The organism is Shewanella mangrovi (assembly GCF_000753795.1).
Classification (GTDB): domain Bacteria; phylum Pseudomonadota; class Gammaproteobacteria; order Enterobacterales; family Shewanellaceae; genus Shewanella; species Shewanella mangrovi.
In genome coordinates this window covers 129,808-146,598 of sequence record NZ_JPEO01000003.1, presented here as the reverse complement: position 1 = coordinate 146,598, position 16,791 = coordinate 129,808, and the positions used below count along the sequence as shown (strand labels likewise).

Genomic DNA, 16,791 nt, shown 5'->3' with positions numbered 1-16,791 from the left:
GTTGCGGGTCACGGAAAACGGAATTATCGACTCGCGCTGTGATATGGAATTTACCGGAGGATAGACGATGAGAATTACCCAATATGGACTGTTAGCTGTAGCACTGTTATTAACCCCACTGGCGTTTACCGCGCATGCGAATGACGAGTTGGTCAAACCTGTTGAAGCAACTCAAGCTCTGCAAAAAATCAGCATCAACACTGCATCGGTTGCGGAGCTGCAGCTCCTTAAAGGGATCGGTGAAGCTAAAGCGCAGGCGATTGTTGATTATCGAGATAGTCACGGCAAATTTGAATCGATAGAGCAGTTGTCAGAAGTGAAAGGTATTGGCAAAAAGCTCATTGAGAAAAATGCTGACATCTTAATGTTGTAACGGTCGTGTTTATTAAAAAGTCCGCATATGCGGACTTTTTGTATATGGAGTGCACAGTCAGCGACGGAATTGCAGTTTAACCTTGATCACCTTGGCTGCTTCATGGATAATTCCGGCCGTTGTCGTAGGTCAATACCTTTGGCAAAGCAATGGTGACCCCAGGGTCCCCCCGCAATGATAACTTGTGAACTCGGCCAGGTCCGGAAGGAAGCAACCGTAGCAAGCGACTCATGTGCCGGGGTGTTGGCTCTGGGGGAACCTCCAATACCGCAACGTCTGTTATTCCTCTGCTGTTTTCATCAAGCGACTCTTTAAAAAAGCCCGCGACTTTTCAAGTGCTTCGTAAATCTCATTACGCATATTCTGTTGTTCATTAAGGTCTTCATAAAAATAGGTGTCCACTAAGTGATGCACGTAGCGAACGGGCAACTGGTTCAGTGTTACGCAGGCTAAATCAGCAATATAATCTTCTGGAAGTTCGTCTAATAACCCTTCTTCAGACAATATTTCCATCAACATCACTTCGTAGTAATTACGGATATCCAGCTGCATTCCTTATTCTCCTGTCTCACAGAACAAATCCGTTGCGGCGATATACAATTTGCTATGCCGATTTACCAATTGTAGCGTGTCGCGACAATATCCGCCGCCAGCAACGCAAACAATTGGAATGTCAGCACGTTTTGCAATATTGAGTACAAGTCGTTCACGTCGTAACAGGCCAGCATCTGAAAGATTTATGAGCCCAAGTTCATCTCCTTGATGCACGTCAACCCCTGCATCAAACATGATCAAATCAGGCTGATAGGTGCTGAGTAATAACGGTAACACTTGTTCAATCAGCTTAAGGTATTCGCTATCACCTGTACCTTTTGCAAAGGTTAAATCGTGATGTGAATGTGCTTTTCGAGCTGGAAAATTCTTCTCGCAGTGTAATGAGCTACTGATGATGTCAGTTCTGTTGCTTGTCAGCGTTGCTGTGCCATCTCCCTGATGCACGTCGCAATCAAAGATAAGGACTTTGCTAACAGCCTTTTCGGCAATAAGTTGGTTGGCGGCGATGACCAGATCGTTAAATAGACAAAAGCCACTACCAAAGTTTGCGTGGGCATGATGGTAACCACCGCTGATCTGAGTTGCTATGCCATGTTCAAGGGCTAGCTTGGCCGCGAGCAGTGTGCCGCCGATGGAGAACAGTGTACGTTCAATTAATTCTGAGGACCAAGGAAAGCCGATTCGACGTAACTGCTTGGCGTCGAGAGAGCCATTAATAAGCCCATCCACATATTCAGCATCATGCACTTGTTTGATGATACTTAGCTGAACCCGCTCAGGTGTATGGATTTTGCAATAACGTGAATGTTGGCTGTGTTGCAACCAATCGTGCAACAATCGGTATTTGTTGATGGGAAATCTATGTTGTGAGGGTAACGCCAGCTGTGAATAGCTGGCGTGATACACGACGGGAATAACCACTTAGAGTTGCTTGATTGCCCAGCTCATGAATTCTTTACGTGTTTTTTCATCGGCTTGTTGCCACCAATACTGCAGCATTTGACCTGCTTGATTTGGTTGCTGGGCCTGGCTCGCTGGTGAAGCCGTCATTGCCTCAACCGCGGTAGGCTGAGCTACAGGCTGAGGAATTGGCTTACCACCGGTAACGGCAGCTGCCGCCACATCAACTTCCGGACCTTGTTGACCCACACTAAATAAACGTCCGAGGAATGAATTTTCCTGAATGTTGGTTTGTTGAACTGAGTAATCTGCTGCGCCACCGTTAGCTTGGCTGATCACTACTTTAGGTGCTTTGGCAAATGCTTCGGGATCGGTAATTTTCTTCGCCGGTGTTAGTTCATAATTTGCTGCATCATCAACATTAATGGTCACGATAAAAGGTGATGACTTAATGAAATTAGGGCTTTCTGACAAAGGATCATCATAGACGTCGCTGTATCGAATGGCGATTTTGTGAGTACCGCCAGTTAACGCCAAATCAGCTTTATGGGTGAAATGGTTAGTTTCAATCTGAGTGCCATCAAGTGCGAGATATTCAAACGCCATTGGAATTTTGAGATTGGCGGCGAATACAGAGGATGAGCAAATCAGCGCGAACAGGGCTGAAACGGTCGTTATAGGTTTCATCGTTGCTCCTTAACAATTAGGAATGTTTATTTGGGCGCTCAAATAATTGAATACGATCTTCAATATAATTAATTGCTTGCCGGCATTTCCCCAAACGTTTATGCATGGCGAGCAGGTCATTCTGAACAGCAATTTTTTCAGTAATGTGACAGTTGTCAAGCTGAGCTTGTAATTGCTCTATCTTGAACTGAATTTTCTTCTCCCAATTAAGATGTTTATTCAGCTCTTCGTACAGCTGGTGGCTGTTACGCATTACCTCTGCGGCAATCCATCCAAAACCGGCATCAGTATGACGCTGTTGCATCTTACGCTGATATACGACTTTTTTACTGTTTTTATTTTGCTGCTGCGCTTTTAAATCAATGGCAGTGGTTGAAATAGCGCGTTTTAGTGCAACAAATCGATCAGCAATCCGCTCACAACTGGCTTGCAATAGTGCTGGCGAAATTCCTGCAGCGAGCTGTTTTTCCAATTGTCGTAAACTGGTTTCGAGCTGCGCGATACAAGGGTAGAGCTTCCCGCCGCTTTGATGAAATAGTGTTTGTTCAAATCGCTCTAGATGCTCAAGCAGGCGTAAATCTTTGGCGGATTGTGCTTGGTCGTGTTGCAAGACTTCTTGTTCCAGCTGTTTCAGCTGTTGCTTGAGCTTTTCGATCAGCTGTGCGGTATTCATGTCCATGCGTTCCAGCTAAGGTGAATGGCAATTGCAATAACAATCGTCACAAACAGCGGACGGATAAAAGGTAGACCAAAGCGAATGGCCGAATGAGCACCAATATATGATCCCAGCATCATTGAACCGCCTAATAGCATGCCTACCGCAATATCTACCTTACCGTGGTAGAAGAAGATGCTGAGAGCAACAATATTGCTCACAAAGGTCATTGCCCGCGATAGCGCGCAGCTTTTTAAAAATGACAGCTTGTATAACATACGGCTGCTGACAATCCACATCGATCCAATACCGGGGCCTGCAAACCCGTCATAACCGCCAAGCAACAGGCCTTGCGCTATTTGCCTTTTAGTTCTGGGCTGATACTTCGGTGGATTGAATTCTCCGTGCAGAACCTTTTTAAACAACAAACTGTATAAGGCGACAAGAATCACGATTACGGGGAGAATTTTTTCTAACAAGTCGCCGTCAACTAAATACACCATCATGCTACCGACAACAGCGCCAACGGCAGTTGCGGCAAAACAGGTTTTCCATAGACGAGGGTTGAGCAAATGCTTTTTATAGTAGGTGTAGGCGGCGGTTGAGGAACTCATCGAAGATGCGAGCTTATTGGTGCCTAATGACAGGTGAGCAGGCATGCCAACGCTCAGTAATGCAGGAATCGAAAGCAGGCCACCGCCGCCAACGATGGCATCAATAAAGCCAGCAAATAAGCCAGCGCCAGCCAACACTATCCAATTAATACTTGAAGAAAGAATTTCCACTCAAAGCCCAATCTATTCAATTACACGGCGGTAAGGCGGTAGCGCATCCAGCAGCGATTTACCGTAACGTTTGCTGACTAAGCGCCGATCGAGGATGGTAATTCGGCCATAATCTTCCTCTTTTCGCAAGAGACGGCCGCAACTCTGGATCAGCTTACGGGATGCATCGGGGATGGTGAGTTGTAAAAATGGATTGCCACCCTTTAACTTAACGTACTCAGAATGCGCTTGCTCAACGGGGGAGGTGGGCACCGCAAATGGCAATTTGGTGACGATAAGGTTAGTTAAGTAATCACCAGGTAAATCAAGACCTTCAGAGAAACTTCCAGTGCCGAAGATAATGCTTGGCTGACCAGCATCGCAACGTGTTTTGTGCGCTTCTAGCAAGGTCTGCCGCGGTGATGAGCCTTGCAGCAACGGAGTGACCGGCAGTTTCCCTTCAAGTAATTGGGATACTTTCTCCATTTGCCAGTATGAGGCAAACAGCACAAGTGTTGCCGTTTCTCCCTCGACCAATTGCTTGATTTGCTTTGCCAATTCGTCGGTGTAAGCGTCTTCTGCGGGTTCAGTATCCATTTTTGGCAGGTACAGCGTGGCATTATTTTCGAAATCGAACGGCGATTGTAGTGCGAGATAGCGGCTGCCATCTCGTGGTGACAGACCCACCTGATAAGCAAAATGATCAAAGCTGTTGAGTGCTCTTAAGGTTGCACTACAGAGTACGACACCGCCTGCTTTTTCCCACAGCAGATGTTCCAACATAAAGCCGACTTCGATAGGTGATGCGCTGCAGAGATAATCCTGTTGCTTGCCATTGATGCGTTCAATCCAGCGAGCGGTCGGTGCACCTTTGGGATTATCTTCTTTTGCCATCATTTTCCACAGTTTTTGCATGTTTTCTAGGCGTTGCAGCATAAAGCCGCATTCTGACACTAGACCATCTGCTTGATGTTTTGGAATTTCGCCATCCTTAATACTTTCAGACAGCAACATCTGCATCTTATTGAACTGCTTTAGTGCTTCGTTAGCTGCAGTGGCTAAGTTGCCCGAGAGAATGGTCAATGCATCGGGCAATTTACCATTCACAAAGCGCCAGCGGCCTTCTTCATTGGCGAAGAATTTGGGTTGGTTATCGCAAAAATGCGCCACTTTTTGCAGCAAAGACGACAGCTCCTCAATGCGATCTAGCATCGCTTGTGCAGGCGCGATGATGTAGTTGCTTTTGATCTGAGTTTGCAGCTTTGCCGTTGTTTTTTGCAGTTTTTCGAGCCAATCGCCTGCGCCGCGAAGCGTTCCTTGAGCACTTGAAAAATCGCGAGCAACAGTAGGGAGATGGTGTGCTTCGTCAATAACGTAAAATAGGTTTTCGGGTTCAGGCAAAATAACGCCGCCACCAAGCTCAAGATCGGCCAGTAACAGGCTATGATTGGCGATAAGCACGTCCCACTCTTCCATATCTTCACGGGCTTTATGAAACGGACACTGACTGTGACCCGCCAGTTGCTTGTGACAGGAATGCTTATCTGACGCAATCTGTTGCCATAGATGATCTGGAATCGGTGTTTTTAAGGAGTCGAGTTCGCCATTCCAACGCCCCTGACGGTAATCGGTCAGCATCTGTTGGATTTGCTGTACTTGGCTTTGATCCGGTTTGGTTTGCCACATGGCTAACTGCTCGCCGCCATTATCGCCAATCATCATCTCCATCTTAGAGATACAAGCGTAGCGCTGACGGCCTTTTACGAGCCCAAAGCGAAAATCGATACCACTGTGCTGTAGAAAAAACGGTAGGTCTTTGTGTAATAGCTGTTCTTGCAACGCCACGGTAGCGGTAGAAATACAGACCTTCTTATTGCTGGCCATGGCTAAAGGAATAGTGCCTAGAATATAGGCCAGAGATTTACCAATACCCGTTCCGGCTTCAATTACGATGATTTTGCGCTGCTTATCATAATCACCCGCCAGCGTTTTTGATATTTCTGCCACCATGTAGTTTTGCTCGCGTCGAGAGCGAAAGTTGGGTAGTGAGGTGGCTATCTGCTTGTAGATTTCTCTGATTTGCGTTTTGACGTGGGCTGCAAGCATTCAGTGCTTTCCTTTAAGAATTCCTGTATATATTAACAGTAATTGCGCTGACTGATAACCGATAATTCGGCACATTGGAATGATAAGTTGACTAAACAATACCAGACCGTTAGCGGGCGAGTCCTGACGAGACATTGGCGTCGTCATAACGCCTGCAGCGTTTTACAGTATTACCTTAACACTGCCCAAGGACCTGTGTTGGTTGAGGTGGCCGACGCGGAGCAGGTGTTTTTCGTCAATGATAGTCAGGCTCCGCAACTGCTGGCACATCATCATAACGCACAGCACCGCAGTGTCGCACTCAAAAGCTTTGATAACATGCCCGTGGCTGCCGTCTATTCGTCAACGCCAGCAACGACGCGGGCGATTTTGGCAAGTGCGCGAGATAAAAATATTGCGCTCTATGAGTCCGAAATTAAGCCGCAACAACGTTTTTTGATCGAACGTTATATTGCCTTGGATGCGGAGTTTTACGGGCAATTTGTTCAAGGACATTCTGCAACTCTTCCAGTGTTTAGCGCGACAAAGGCGCGGGCAACTCGTGCTGTTGATATACCAATGAAAGTTGTCTCGCTCGATCTCGAATGTGCGCCAGACGGACAACTTTATTCCGCCGCGGTTTATGGTGCAGCTACCGATGGCACAAATAGCATCGCGAAAGTATTTATGGTGGGGCAGCCGCAGTCAACGCCTCAGGATATCGTCTGGGTGGCAAATGAAGGCGCGTTACTCACCGCGTTAATTGACTGGTTTCAAGACTGGGACCCTGACGTGATCATCGGCTGGTCTGTGATAGCGTTCGATTTGGCACTGTTATCGAAGCGCTGCACGGCACTGGGTATTCCCGCCAATTTTGGCCGTTTTTACTCGGCGCTTGAGTGGCTTGTCGAAGGGACATATCGCCCAGAAACAATGGTATTACCCGGGCGGGTAGTGCTCGACGGTATTGATTGGCTAAAAGCCGCTTTTTATCAATTTGAGAGCTTTGCCTTAGATTTTGTCGCCAAAGCCTTATTGGGCGAGGGGAAGACGATTGAACATGCTAGTCAGCATAAAGTCAGTGAAATCAATCGAATGTTTGCTGAAGATAAGTTATCACTGGCGCATTACAACCTAACTGATTGCCGTTTGGTTTGGGATATCTTTAAACAAACTGACTTGTTGGCTTTCGCTGTTGCCAGAGCTCAGTTAACCGGGTTGGAGTTTGGTCGTGTCGGCGCATCGGTCGCCGCGTTTAATAATCTTTATCTGCCGCATTTACATCGCGCAGGTTATGTTGCGCCGGCAATGCCGGCAAGTGACGGTTTAGAAAGCCCCGGTGGTTACGTGATGGACTCTATTCCTGGCTTATATCGCGACATACTGGTGTTAGATTTTAAAAGCCTGTATCCATCCATTATTCGCACCTTCCTCGTCGACCCATTGGGGCTGGTTACGGCGAAATATTTACCGGAAAATGAAACTGTTGAGGGCTTTCTCGGTGCCCGCTTTAGTCGAGAAGGGCATATTTTACCTGACTTGGTTGGCAAGCTTGCCGATGCGCGTGAGCAAGCCAAAAAGCAAGATAACAAACCGCTCTCACAGGCGATCAAGATTATTATGAATTCGCTTTATGGAGTGTTGGGGTCTAAAGGTTGCGTTTTTCATGATGCAAAGCTGGCAAGCTCTATTACCATGCGGGGTCATCAAATTATGCAACAGACCAAAGCATGGATTGAGTCGAAGGGATTTACCGTCATTTATGGTGATACCGACTCAACCTTTATCTGGCTAGGAGAGCAACACCAAATTGAGGATATTCATGCATTTGGTCATCAGCTGGCCAAAGAGATCAACCAACTTTGGCAGGAATATATTGATACGCATTTTCGGCTGACTTCCTATCTGGAGCTGGAGTTTGATAATCACTTCAGTCAATTTTTGATGCCAACGCTACGAGGCTCTGATGAGGGCTCGAAGAAGCGTTATGTTGGCCTTAAATCACTTACCGACGGGCACAGTGAACTTGTGTTTAAAGGGATGGAGCAAGTTCGCAGTGATTGGAGTCCTTTGGCGAAGCGGGTTCAGTATGAGTTATATCGCCGACTCTTTAATAATGAGGATGTTTGTGCTTATTTACGCGAACAGATGCAATGTATTACCGACGGTCAGTGCGACGCAGAGTTGGTGTTCAGCAAACGCTTACGTCGTGATATTGCAGCGTATCAATCTAAATCGATTCCTCATGTCAAGGCCGCGCAGAGGTTAGTCGAGTTGACCCATGATGCCAAATATAGTCGCAAGGGAACCCGCATTAGGTATGTGATGACCAATAACGGTGCGGTACCGATTGAAACCCCCAATATTATCCCTGATTATCAATATTATTTGGATAAACAGATTCGTCCAATCGCTGAACCTATATTAAACATTCTCGGTGTCGAATTTGACCAGTTAATGAGTAGTCAACTTGCATTTAAAATTTAACATTTAATGTTATGAAGAAGGCGAATTTTGAATAGTTTACTTCGCTAATTTAACGTCATTTCACCGAATCTCATATCGACTTAGCATTTTGTTATATTTTGCTGGCTGTTTATTGTGCAAATAAACGTAAACATCACAAAAAAAAAGACAAGACGAAGCATCATTTTTATTGGCAGTTTTCTTTTATATATTCATCACTTTCCTATTTTTGTTTAATGAACGAGATAAAAATGCGGTTTTTGTTGAAAAACCGATGTTTATTAACCGTATATTAAGTGTTACTTAAAGAATCATGTTGTTGATAATTTGTTTCTGCTGTGGTCTTATTTCCCCTAAATTTCACAAAAGTTGTCTTTGTGGTAACGAATTGTGAGGTTAAAAGCGCACAAAAACGATGCGTGACATAATAAGTCAAGGGAGAAATAGCATGATAGTTAAGAAAAATGCACTGGCTAGAGCAGTGAACTTTGCTTTAGTGAGTGGCGTTGTAGCTGCTTCGTTTTCTACTGCTTCATATGCTGAAGAAGAAAAGAAAGTAGAGCGAATTGAAGTTACAGGTTCTCGTATTGCGCGTACCGATTTAGAAGGTGCATCACCTGTTACTACCATCAGTGCAGAAGACATGAAAGTTGAAGGTAACTTCACTGTTGCCGATGCACTGCGTAACAGTAACCTGAACTCTTTTGGTTCATTCTCTGAACGTTCAGGTAGCTCTGCTCAGTCTCAAGCCACCATCAACTTGCGCGGTGCAGGTTCAGAACGTACTCTGGTGTTGATTGACGGCAAGCGCTTCCCTGGTTCGCCAACCATGGGTGGCAGTTCTGCTAACCTTAACGCTATTCCGATGTCTGCAGTTGAACGTATCGAAATCCTGACAGATGGTGCTTCATCTACTTATGGTTCTGATGCGATTGCTGGTGTAGTTAACATCATCATGAAGAAAAACTACCAAGGTGTTGAATTCACTGCTGGTGCAGGTAGCCGTCAACACGACTCTGGTATGAACAGCAAGCAGTTCTCTATCACTGCAGGTTATCAAGCTGATAAAGGTAACATCACCTTCTCATTCGACCACCAAGACCGTGATGGTATCTCTGATGGTGCGCGCCCATATACAGCGGCTAGCATGAACGATTTAGATGGCGATGGCATCATCCAAGCTTATTCTGAAACCATTGGTTGGAGTTATTACGGTGCAACTGTAATTGATCCATCATTCAACTTAGCGCAAGCATCACCATTGTGTGATGATTTGATTGCTCAATATGGTAGCAACACTTTTGCTAACGTAGCCGCTGACGAAGACTGGGGTGTTCCTGGTTCAACCTACTGTATGTATGCATACGCTAACGTGTCATACAATAAAGCATCTCTGTCTCGTAACACTGTTTATGTTGATGCTAACTACCAGCTGACTGATGATATTGAGTGGTTCGGTCGTACTATGCTGACCCAAAACAGTTCATTTGGTCGCTATGCTCCTCCTGCTGCAGCATGGGAAAACATGAGTGCAGACAACCCTAATAACCCATATGGTGAAGATGGCGCTTATGGTTTGTGGCGCTGGGTTGGCATCGGTACTCGTGACGGTAAAGTCGATGACTATAACCAAGATTACTTAACTGGTTTGCGCGGCTCTATCTCTGCATGGAACGATGCAACTTGGGAAGTTTACTATCACTACAATATGGCCGATAACAAATCTATCGGTGAATACTATCTGAGCTACGCGGGTCTTGCTTACAACGAGCAAAATGGTATTGACCTGGGGTCAGAAGAAGGTGCCAATAACATGAAAGGCACCACGCTGACCCAAGATACCTCTACCTTCCAGCAAATCAACGCGGGTATCGGTTTTGACCTGTTTGAACTGCCAGGCGGTCAAATCGCTCACTATTTCGGTACTGAATATTTCGAACAAGATTATCGTTCAAAATATGACGCTCAGTCTGAAGCAGGTCTGATCGGTGGTAGTGCGGGTAACTCTGCAGGCGGCAGCCGTTATGTATGGGCAGCGTTCTACGAAGCAGCAATGCCAGTCGTTGACTCTGTTGAAGTGAACTTGGCGGTTCGTTACGACAGCTACAGTGACTTTGGTAGCAACACTGCACCTAAAGTCTCTGTAAGATGGCAAGCGCTGGATAACGTAGTAGTACGTGCTTCATATTCTGAAGCGTTCCGTGCACCTTCTCTTGATCAGCTGCATGCTGCAACTACATTCTCTGCTGAATACGGTACTGACTACCCATTCTGTGAGTCTAATGGTATTTCAGCTGCTGATTGTTCTCGCGGTCAAACTGATACATACATCAGTGCTAACCCAGACTTAGGTCCAGAAAGCTCTAAATACTACAACTTCGGTGTGGCTTGGGACATTATTGATAATCTGTCAATCAAACTGGATTACTTTGATCTGAAGATTGACGACGTTATCTCTCAACGTTCTATCACTAACGTAATGCGTGGTATTGCTGCGGGTACATTGGAAACTAGTGACACCTTCTATGTACGTCGTGCAGTGACTAGTGATGGTACTCTAGGCCGTGCGCTAGAAGTCGGTACTGGTTACGGTAACGGTGACAAGCTGCAAATCAAAGGCTTGGATGCTACTTTGAGTGGCCTGTTTGAAACTTCAATCGGTGACTTCCGCATCAACTGGACCAACAGCTTCGTGTTTGACTATATCGAAGAAGTTGAAGGTGGTGCGTCAGCTACTGATACTGCCGGCTGGAATGGTCAACCTGACTATAAGTCAGTGTTCACCACTACATACTCAATCGGCGATCATAAGTTTGGTTGGAACATGAACTACACCAGTTCAACCTATGAAGACGATGACACTGGTCACTTGGATTCATGGCTGATCCACAACATCACATACACCTATGATATTGGTGATTGGGGTAACATCCAGTTGGCTGTTAATAATCTGACTGACGAAGACCCAGTGTTGAGCTCTAGTGGTTCTTACGATAACGCTGACCTGTATAACAACTTCGGTCGTGAATATCGCGCAGTTTACACTGTGAAGTTCTAATAACTCGTCATGAGTCTTTAAAAGCCCCCGACTGGGGGCTTTTTTATTTTAAGTCGGTTGAGATAAACCAATTATGAGTTGTTTCAGCTGTTATGACGTTCTTTAATGATGTGAACTCGCTAACGCGCATCGATTTCAAATAGCTTTTTAATTGGTAGTGTCCGCATATTCGGGAGACTGTGGCTGATGGTTCAAAATGAGCAAAACTGTTGGGATCAATATTGGGAGCAAGGCGCGATAACATCCTTTGGTAGTGCAATTGATAATTACCAAGGAGCACTACTGAACATTTGGCAAGCGGTAGCGAACAGCTTTGTTGGTGAGGTTAACGTACTTGATATCGGTACTGGTAACGGCGCTATCCCATTACTACTCGATAAATATAGTGCTAAGTCTGCAACCGGAGCGATTATTGGTGTTGATAAAGCGAATGTTAAGGACTGCATTGTCGGCAACACCCTCGATATTTCGCTGCGCAGTGGCATAGATGTAGCGGCATTACCTTACGACAAAGAGCATTTCCATTACGTAGTTTCGCAATTCGGCTTCGAATATGGACTCTCGCCTCTAGCAATCGATGAAGTCCTGCGGGTGATGAAAACTAACGCCAAGTTAGTACTTGTCATGCACAACAAGGATTCGTTTATTGTTCAACAGAACAGTCAAGAACTTAAGTTTTTGACATCTCCCCAGCTGGAGCGCGTAACACAAGAATTAAAGCATTTTGTTGAACAGATGGGCTACTTGGCATCTGCCGAAGCCATTAGACAGGCGCAGCGAGATGAGAGATTGGAAGGATTACGCAAGGCATTTTTTGCAGAGCTGAAGATGCTTTGGGAGTTAGATAACGAAAGTTATAAGAATGCTGGCATATCCAATGCGGTTGATTATCTCTTTAAAACTGGCATTTCATGGACAGTAGCGCAAAAGCTGGACTTTATTGACCAGGTGTTTGGTGAATTGAATGCGCATAAGCAGAGATTGGCGCAACTTGTTAACGCAGCATTAGATGAACAAGAGGTGTTGGCATTGCTTGAACAGCTATGTTTAGGCGGATGTAATATTGAGCTCATTAAAGTAGTAAAAGAGTCAGATGGCCGAGTTTTGGCTTGGCAACTGGTGGCATTAAAGTACGCAGCATCTTAATTGGATTCTCCTTCCTGACTATAGTGATTTGGTCGCGTTAGATAAGCCGTAAGGAATTTAGCTATCTGGATGTTTTTTACGCGTTTAGCTTCGTGATTAAATCATGGCTAAAGTTCGATGAAATCGTGTAATAACGAGAGAAAGTTACACTTTTAAAAATTTGCTTCTTTATAAGCCATTTTCGGCTCGTTTTTCCCTTGATTCCGTGTTGACACAACTCGGGCTTTTATGAAATGATTCCAGCGGGTCTATGCCTCCAGTAGGCATAGAAAAGGGAAGAAAAATCTAACAATCACAACAGAAAGATGTACTTAGAAGTGTAATCAATCTTGTAAGTTGACTACATTGGCTAAGTTGAATTGTTTATTCACTTCAAATTGGTTGGGAACTATGTCCAAGGTAAGCAATAGAACAAAAATCGCTTCTGCGCTCGTTGGCGCGCTGGCTCTTGCCAGTAGCAACTTCGTTGTTGCTGATCCGCTGACCGATGCTCAAGCAGCAGCAGGTCAGTTGCACGGTGATGCAGCAAAGTCTCAAGCGAAGGTCGATAAATATTTCGATCAAGCTCAAGATATGCTGTTTGAATACTCAAGCGTTGCAGATCAAAGAGAATCGCTGAAAGGCTACAACGATTATTTGGCGACTCTGGTCGCTGACCAAGAAAACACCATGAAAGGCATCCAAGACGACATCAACGGCGTAGATAAACTGCGTCAGGGTGTTGTACCTTTGATGTTCAAAATGGTTGATAACCTCGAAAAATTCGTAGCGTTAGATCTTCCTTTCCGCGCTGAAGACCGTAAAGCTCGCGTTGAAAACCTGAAAAACGTACTGAACACTGCTGAAGTAACTTTGGCAGAAAAGTTCCGTTTGATTCTGGATGCATACGCTATCGAGCGTGACTACGGTAACTTCGTAGACGTTGAAACTGGTAAGCTGAACCTCGACGGTAAAGAAGTACTGGTTGACTATTTCCGCTTAGGCCGCGTGGCATTGTATGCACAAAGCTTGGATCAGAGAAAAGCCTGGATGTTCAACCCAGAGACCAAAGCTTGGGATACTCTGGATGACAGCTATCTGCGTGACATCACCAAAGGCATTCGTATTGCTCGTAAACAAGGGGCAATGGATCTGTTCGCGTTACCTGTTCCAGCTGCGGAGGCTGCAAAATAATGAAGAAGTTAATCACCTCAGCATTGATTGCTGCTAGTTTCACTTTGACTGCTGGTATGGCTCACGCAGCTGACCCAGCGCCAAAGACAATTGATCAGTTGCTGCAACAGATCAAAACCGAACGAGCTACCCAAGGTAAAATTAACGCTAAACGTGAAGCTGAATTCCAAGCTGAACGTGGCGACAAAGCTGCGCTGCTGAAGAAAGAGAAAGATGCTCTTGCTGCAGAAACTAAGCGTGGTAAAGACCTGAACCAAGCGTTCCTCGACAACGAACACAAGATCGCTCAACTTGAAGCTGATCTGAAAACCGCTCAAGGTGACTTGGGTGAAATGTTCGGTGTTGTTAAAGGTGAAGCTGGCGATTTCGCTGGCAAGCTGATCAACTCTAACGTAAGCGCTCAGTTCCCTGGCCGTGACAAGTTCATTTCTGAATTGGGTGCTCGTAAGCAGTTACCTAAGATTGATGAACTGGAAAAGTTCTGGGAAGAAGAACTGTTTGAAATCACTCAGGGCGGTAAAGTAGTTAAGTTTAACGCTTCTGTAACTGATATCGACGGTAACGTTGAAACTACTACAGTTACCCGTGTTGGTGCGTTCAACCTGATCGCTGACGGTAAATATGTAGTTTGGAAGCCAGACCTAGGTATTATCCAAGAGCTGTCTCAACAACCTGATGGTTACATGGTAAGCGCTGCAGCAGATTTCGAAAAAGCGACTTCTGGTACTGCTAAAGTTTACATTGACCCTGCTCGTGGTACTTTGCTGAACATCTTCACTCAGAAAGCAAGCATCCAAGAACGTATCGAAGCGGGTGGTATTATCGGTTACATCATTATCGCATTGCTGATCTTTGGTCTGCTGATTGCGGTAGAACGTCTGCTGACGCTGACTTTGGCTGGTATGAAAGTTAAAGCGCAAGCTAAAAACGTTGCAAACCCAGGTAACAACCCATTGGGTCGTGTACTGAAAGTTTACACTGCGAACAAAGACGTTGACGTAGATACTCTGGAACTGAAACTTGACGAAGCAATTCTGAAAGAAACTCCAGCGCTTGAAGCACGTATCTCTATCATCAAAGTATTGGCTGCAATCGCTCCAATGATGGGTCTGCTCGGTACCGTAACTGGTATGATCGCGACCTTCCAAAGCATTCAGTTGTTCGGTACTGGTGATCCGAAACTGATGGCGGGCGGTATCTCTATGGCACTGGTAACTACCGTAGAAGGTCTGGTTGCTGCACTGCCTCTGATGCTGGTTCACGCTGTTGTTGTGGCTCGCAGTAAGTCAGTTGTTCAAATTCTTGAAGAACAAAGTGCTGGTATTATTGCGGAACACGCTGAGAAGAGGGCTGACTAATGATGCTATACCTGATGGACATTTGGGATGCCGTCAGGGGCTTCATGGCCGCCGGGGGCGACGTCCTTTGGCTGGTAGCATTGGTGCTGTTTCTCATGTGGGTGATGATGCTTGAACGCTATTGGTATATGACTTGGGTCGTACCAAAAGCTCACAAAGCAATCGTTGCTACATGGATGGCCAGGGAAGAGAGACATACTTGGCACGCTCAGCGCATCCGTGAAGCTTGGGTTTCCCGAGCGAAGCAAGATATGAATGCACGTATGCTGATTATCAAAACCTTGGTAGCTATCTGCCCGATGATTGGGTTGTTAGGTACTGTAACCGGTATGATTTCAGTGTTCGATGTGATGGCAACTCAGGGCACTAGTAATGCTCGTTTGATGGCTGCTGGTATTTCATTAGCAACTATGCCGACTTTGGCTGGTATGGTGGCGGCGCTTTCAGGTGTGTTCTTTAGCACACGTCTGGATTCGAAAATGAAAATCCGCTTAGAACGCCTGAAAGACAAATTGCCTCAGCATTAAAGAGAGATTGAACATGGCACGTAAAAAGCATTCAAATGTAGATGAAGAAGCACAGGTTGATATGACCCCGATGTTGGACATCGTGTTCATCATGCTGATCTTCTTCATTGTGACTACATCGTTTGTTAAGCCTTCTGGTCTTGACTATAACAAGCCAAAAGCTTCAACAGCGACTTCAAAACCATCTGCCAACATCTTTATTGGCGTTAGTAAAACTGGCGTTATTATGATGGAAAACCGGCAGGTTGATATTGAACGTGTTTCAGCTAACGTCGAACGTATGCTGGCTGAAGCACCGGAAGCTGCCGTATTGATTCAAGCAGACAAAGAAGCCCAACACGGCTTGGTTGTTCGCGTAATGGATCAAGTTAAGTCAGCTGGTGTTAATAAGATTTCGGTATCAGCGGGGAAAGACTAATTATGTTAAGAGCACTAGTATCTATCATTATTGGTGCTGCTGTGACATTTGGTCTGTTTTGGTTTATGGCAACATTGGTTGGTGGCGGCGCTAAGCGCGCCGACACCGGCGCCGATACGCCGACTATCGAGATCACAATGGATAGGCAGGACAGTAAGGTTCAGGATAAACCTAGGGACCCACCTAAGCCGCCTCCACCACCACAAGAGCCTCCTCAATTAGATGAGACTCCGCCGGATAGTAGCAGCAACATGGACATGAACATGTCATTCAACATGGGCAGTGTTGCAGCAGGCGGTCCGAGCACAGGATTTAAACTGGGTAATATGATGTCTCGCGATGGTGACGCAACTCCTATCGTACGTATCGAACCTCAGTATCCTATTGCTGCAGCTCGTGATGGTAAGGAAGGCTGGGTTCAGCTGAGCTTTACGATTAACGAAATTGGTGGTGTTGATGATGTTAAAGTTATCAACGCAGAACCACGTCGTATTTTCGACCGCGAAGCGATCCGTGCTCTACGTAAGTGGAAGTACAAGCCAAAAATTGTTGACGGTAAGGCAGTTAGACAGCCTGGTATGACTGTTCAACTCGACTTTAAACTGAACAAAGGTTAAGGGAGGTAA

Annotated in this window: 15 protein-coding genes and 1 other RNA gene; 10 read left to right on the top strand and 6 right to left on the bottom strand. The window is 45.6% G+C overall.

Going from position 1 to position 16,791, the window contains the following annotated elements:
• Positions 1 to 67: 67 nt before the first annotated feature.
• Positions 68 to 373, top strand: a complete 306-nt coding sequence (locus HR45_RS05810) for a ComEA family DNA-binding protein (RefSeq protein ID WP_037440683.1) — start codon at positions 68 to 70, stop codon at positions 371 to 373.
• Positions 374 to 531: 158 nt separating this feature from the next.
• An RNA gene (gene ffs, locus HR45_RS19165) (signal recognition particle sRNA small type) lies at positions 532 to 629 on the top strand.
• A 23-nt stretch (positions 630 to 652) separates the two neighbouring features.
• On the opposite strand, the gene HR45_RS05805 is transcribed toward ffs, so the two are convergent.
• Genes HR45_RS05805 through dinG form a run of 6 tightly spaced genes read right to left on the bottom strand, consistent with a single transcriptional unit; the run spans position 653 to position 6,040 of the window.
• A complete protein-coding gene (locus HR45_RS05805) occupies positions 653 to 925 on the bottom strand; it encodes a late competence development ComFB family protein (protein ID WP_037440681.1) in 273 nt (90 codons plus the stop codon).
• Positions 926 to 928: 3 nt separating this feature from the next.
• Positions 929 to 1,849 carry a histone deacetylase family protein gene (locus HR45_RS05800; protein WP_037440679.1) on the bottom strand — a complete coding sequence of 307 codons (921 nt, stop codon included), beginning with the start codon at positions 1,847 to 1,849 and terminating at the stop codon, positions 929 to 931.
• Positions 1,850 to 2,515: a DUF2057 domain-containing protein gene (locus HR45_RS05795; protein WP_037440677.1), complete on the bottom strand. Its 666-nt coding sequence runs from the start codon at positions 2,513 to 2,515 to the stop codon at positions 1,850 to 1,852.
• A 16-nt stretch (positions 2,516 to 2,531) separates the two neighbouring features.
• Positions 2,532 to 3,188, bottom strand: coding sequence for a primosomal replication protein (locus HR45_RS05790; RefSeq protein WP_037440674.1), 657 nt, complete (start codon positions 3,186 to 3,188; stop codon positions 2,532 to 2,534).
• Positions 3,185 to 3,955: a sulfite exporter TauE/SafE family protein gene (locus HR45_RS05785; RefSeq protein WP_037440672.1), complete on the bottom strand. Its 771-nt coding sequence runs from the start codon at positions 3,953 to 3,955 to the stop codon at positions 3,185 to 3,187. The genes HR45_RS05790 and HR45_RS05785 overlap by 4 nt, the downstream gene beginning before the upstream one ends.
• Positions 3,956 to 3,967: 12 nt before the next feature.
• Entirely contained in the window at positions 3,968 to 6,040 is a 2,073-nt protein-coding gene (gene dinG / locus HR45_RS05780; RefSeq protein ID WP_037440671.1) for an ATP-dependent DNA helicase DinG, read from the bottom strand.
• Positions 6,041 to 6,127: 87 nt separating this feature from the next.
• Here dinG and HR45_RS05775 point away from each other — a divergent pair, with 87 nt between their 5' ends.
• From HR45_RS05775 to HR45_RS05740, 8 genes are all read left to right on the top strand, one after another.
• Positions 6,128 to 8,506, top strand: a complete 2,379-nt coding sequence (locus HR45_RS05775; RefSeq protein WP_037440669.1) for a DNA polymerase II — start codon at positions 6,128 to 6,130, stop codon at positions 8,504 to 8,506.
• A 427-nt stretch (positions 8,507 to 8,933) separates the two neighbouring features.
• Positions 8,934 to 11,543 carry a TonB-dependent receptor gene (locus tag HR45_RS05770; RefSeq protein WP_037440667.1) on the top strand — a complete coding sequence of 870 codons (2,610 nt, stop codon included), beginning with the start codon at positions 8,934 to 8,936 and terminating at the stop codon, positions 11,541 to 11,543.
• Between the two features lie 186 nt (positions 11,544 to 11,729).
• Positions 11,730 to 12,689, top strand: a complete 960-nt coding sequence (locus HR45_RS05765; protein WP_037440665.1) for a class I SAM-dependent methyltransferase — start codon at positions 11,730 to 11,732, stop codon at positions 12,687 to 12,689.
• 390 nt (positions 12,690 to 13,079) lie between these two features.
• Complete coding sequence (locus HR45_RS05760) at positions 13,080 to 13,862, top strand: DUF3450 domain-containing protein (protein WP_037440663.1); 783 nt, start codon at positions 13,080 to 13,082, stop codon at positions 13,860 to 13,862.
• The gene (locus HR45_RS05755; RefSeq protein ID WP_037440661.1) at positions 13,862 to 15,220 is read left to right on the top strand and encodes a MotA/TolQ/ExbB proton channel family protein; all 1,359 of its coding nucleotides are present in this window, start codon (positions 13,862 to 13,864) and stop codon (positions 15,218 to 15,220) included. Before HR45_RS05760 ends, HR45_RS05755 begins: the two co-directional genes overlap by 1 nt.
• Positions 15,220 to 15,747, top strand: coding sequence for a MotA/TolQ/ExbB proton channel family protein (locus HR45_RS05750; protein WP_081933401.1), 528 nt, complete (start codon positions 15,220 to 15,222; stop codon positions 15,745 to 15,747). The genes HR45_RS05755 and HR45_RS05750 overlap by 1 nt, the downstream gene beginning before the upstream one ends.
• A gap of 13 nt (positions 15,748 to 15,760) precedes the next feature.
• Complete coding sequence (locus HR45_RS05745) at positions 15,761 to 16,165, top strand: ExbD/TolR family protein (RefSeq protein WP_037440658.1); 405 nt, start codon at positions 15,761 to 15,763, stop codon at positions 16,163 to 16,165.
• 2 nt (positions 16,166 to 16,167) lie between these two features.
• Positions 16,168 to 16,782, top strand: a complete 615-nt coding sequence (locus HR45_RS05740; RefSeq protein ID WP_037440655.1) for an energy transducer TonB — start codon at positions 16,168 to 16,170, stop codon at positions 16,780 to 16,782.
• The last annotated feature ends 9 nt before the right edge of the window (positions 16,783 to 16,791 follow it).

Bases quoted from the DNA above. Each gene is read 5' to 3' on its own strand.
- HR45_RS05810 (WP_037440683.1), top strand. From the start codon at position 68: ATGAGAATTACCCAATATGGACTGTTAGCTGTAGCACTGTTATTAACC.
- HR45_RS05805 (WP_037440681.1), bottom strand. From the start codon at position 925: ATGCAGCTGGATATCCGTAATTACTACGAAGTGATGTTGATGGAAATA.
- HR45_RS05795 (WP_037440677.1), bottom strand. From the start codon at position 2,515: ATGAAACCTATAACGACCGTTTCAGCCCTGTTCGCGCTGATTTGCTCA.
- HR45_RS05790 (WP_037440674.1), bottom strand. From the start codon at position 3,188: ATGAATACCGCACAGCTGATCGAAAAGCTCAAGCAACAGCTGAAACAG.
- dinG (WP_037440671.1), bottom strand. From the start codon at position 6,040: ATGCTTGCAGCCCACGTCAAAACGCAAATCAGAGAAATCTACAAGCAG.
- HR45_RS05770 (WP_037440667.1), top strand. From the start codon at position 8,934: ATGATAGTTAAGAAAAATGCACTGGCTAGAGCAGTGAACTTTGCTTTA.
- HR45_RS05765 (WP_037440665.1), top strand. From the start codon at position 11,730: ATGGTTCAAAATGAGCAAAACTGTTGGGATCAATATTGGGAGCAAGGC.
- HR45_RS05760 (WP_037440663.1), top strand. From the start codon at position 13,080: ATGTCCAAGGTAAGCAATAGAACAAAAATCGCTTCTGCGCTCGTTGGC.
- HR45_RS05755 (WP_037440661.1), top strand. From the start codon at position 13,862: ATGAAGAAGTTAATCACCTCAGCATTGATTGCTGCTAGTTTCACTTTG.
- HR45_RS05750 (WP_081933401.1), top strand. From the start codon at position 15,220: ATGATGCTATACCTGATGGACATTTGGGATGCCGTCAGGGGCTTCATG.
- HR45_RS05745 (WP_037440658.1), top strand. From the start codon at position 15,761: ATGGCACGTAAAAAGCATTCAAATGTAGATGAAGAAGCACAGGTTGAT.
- HR45_RS05740 (WP_037440655.1), top strand. From the start codon at position 16,168: ATGTTAAGAGCACTAGTATCTATCATTATTGGTGCTGCTGTGACATTT.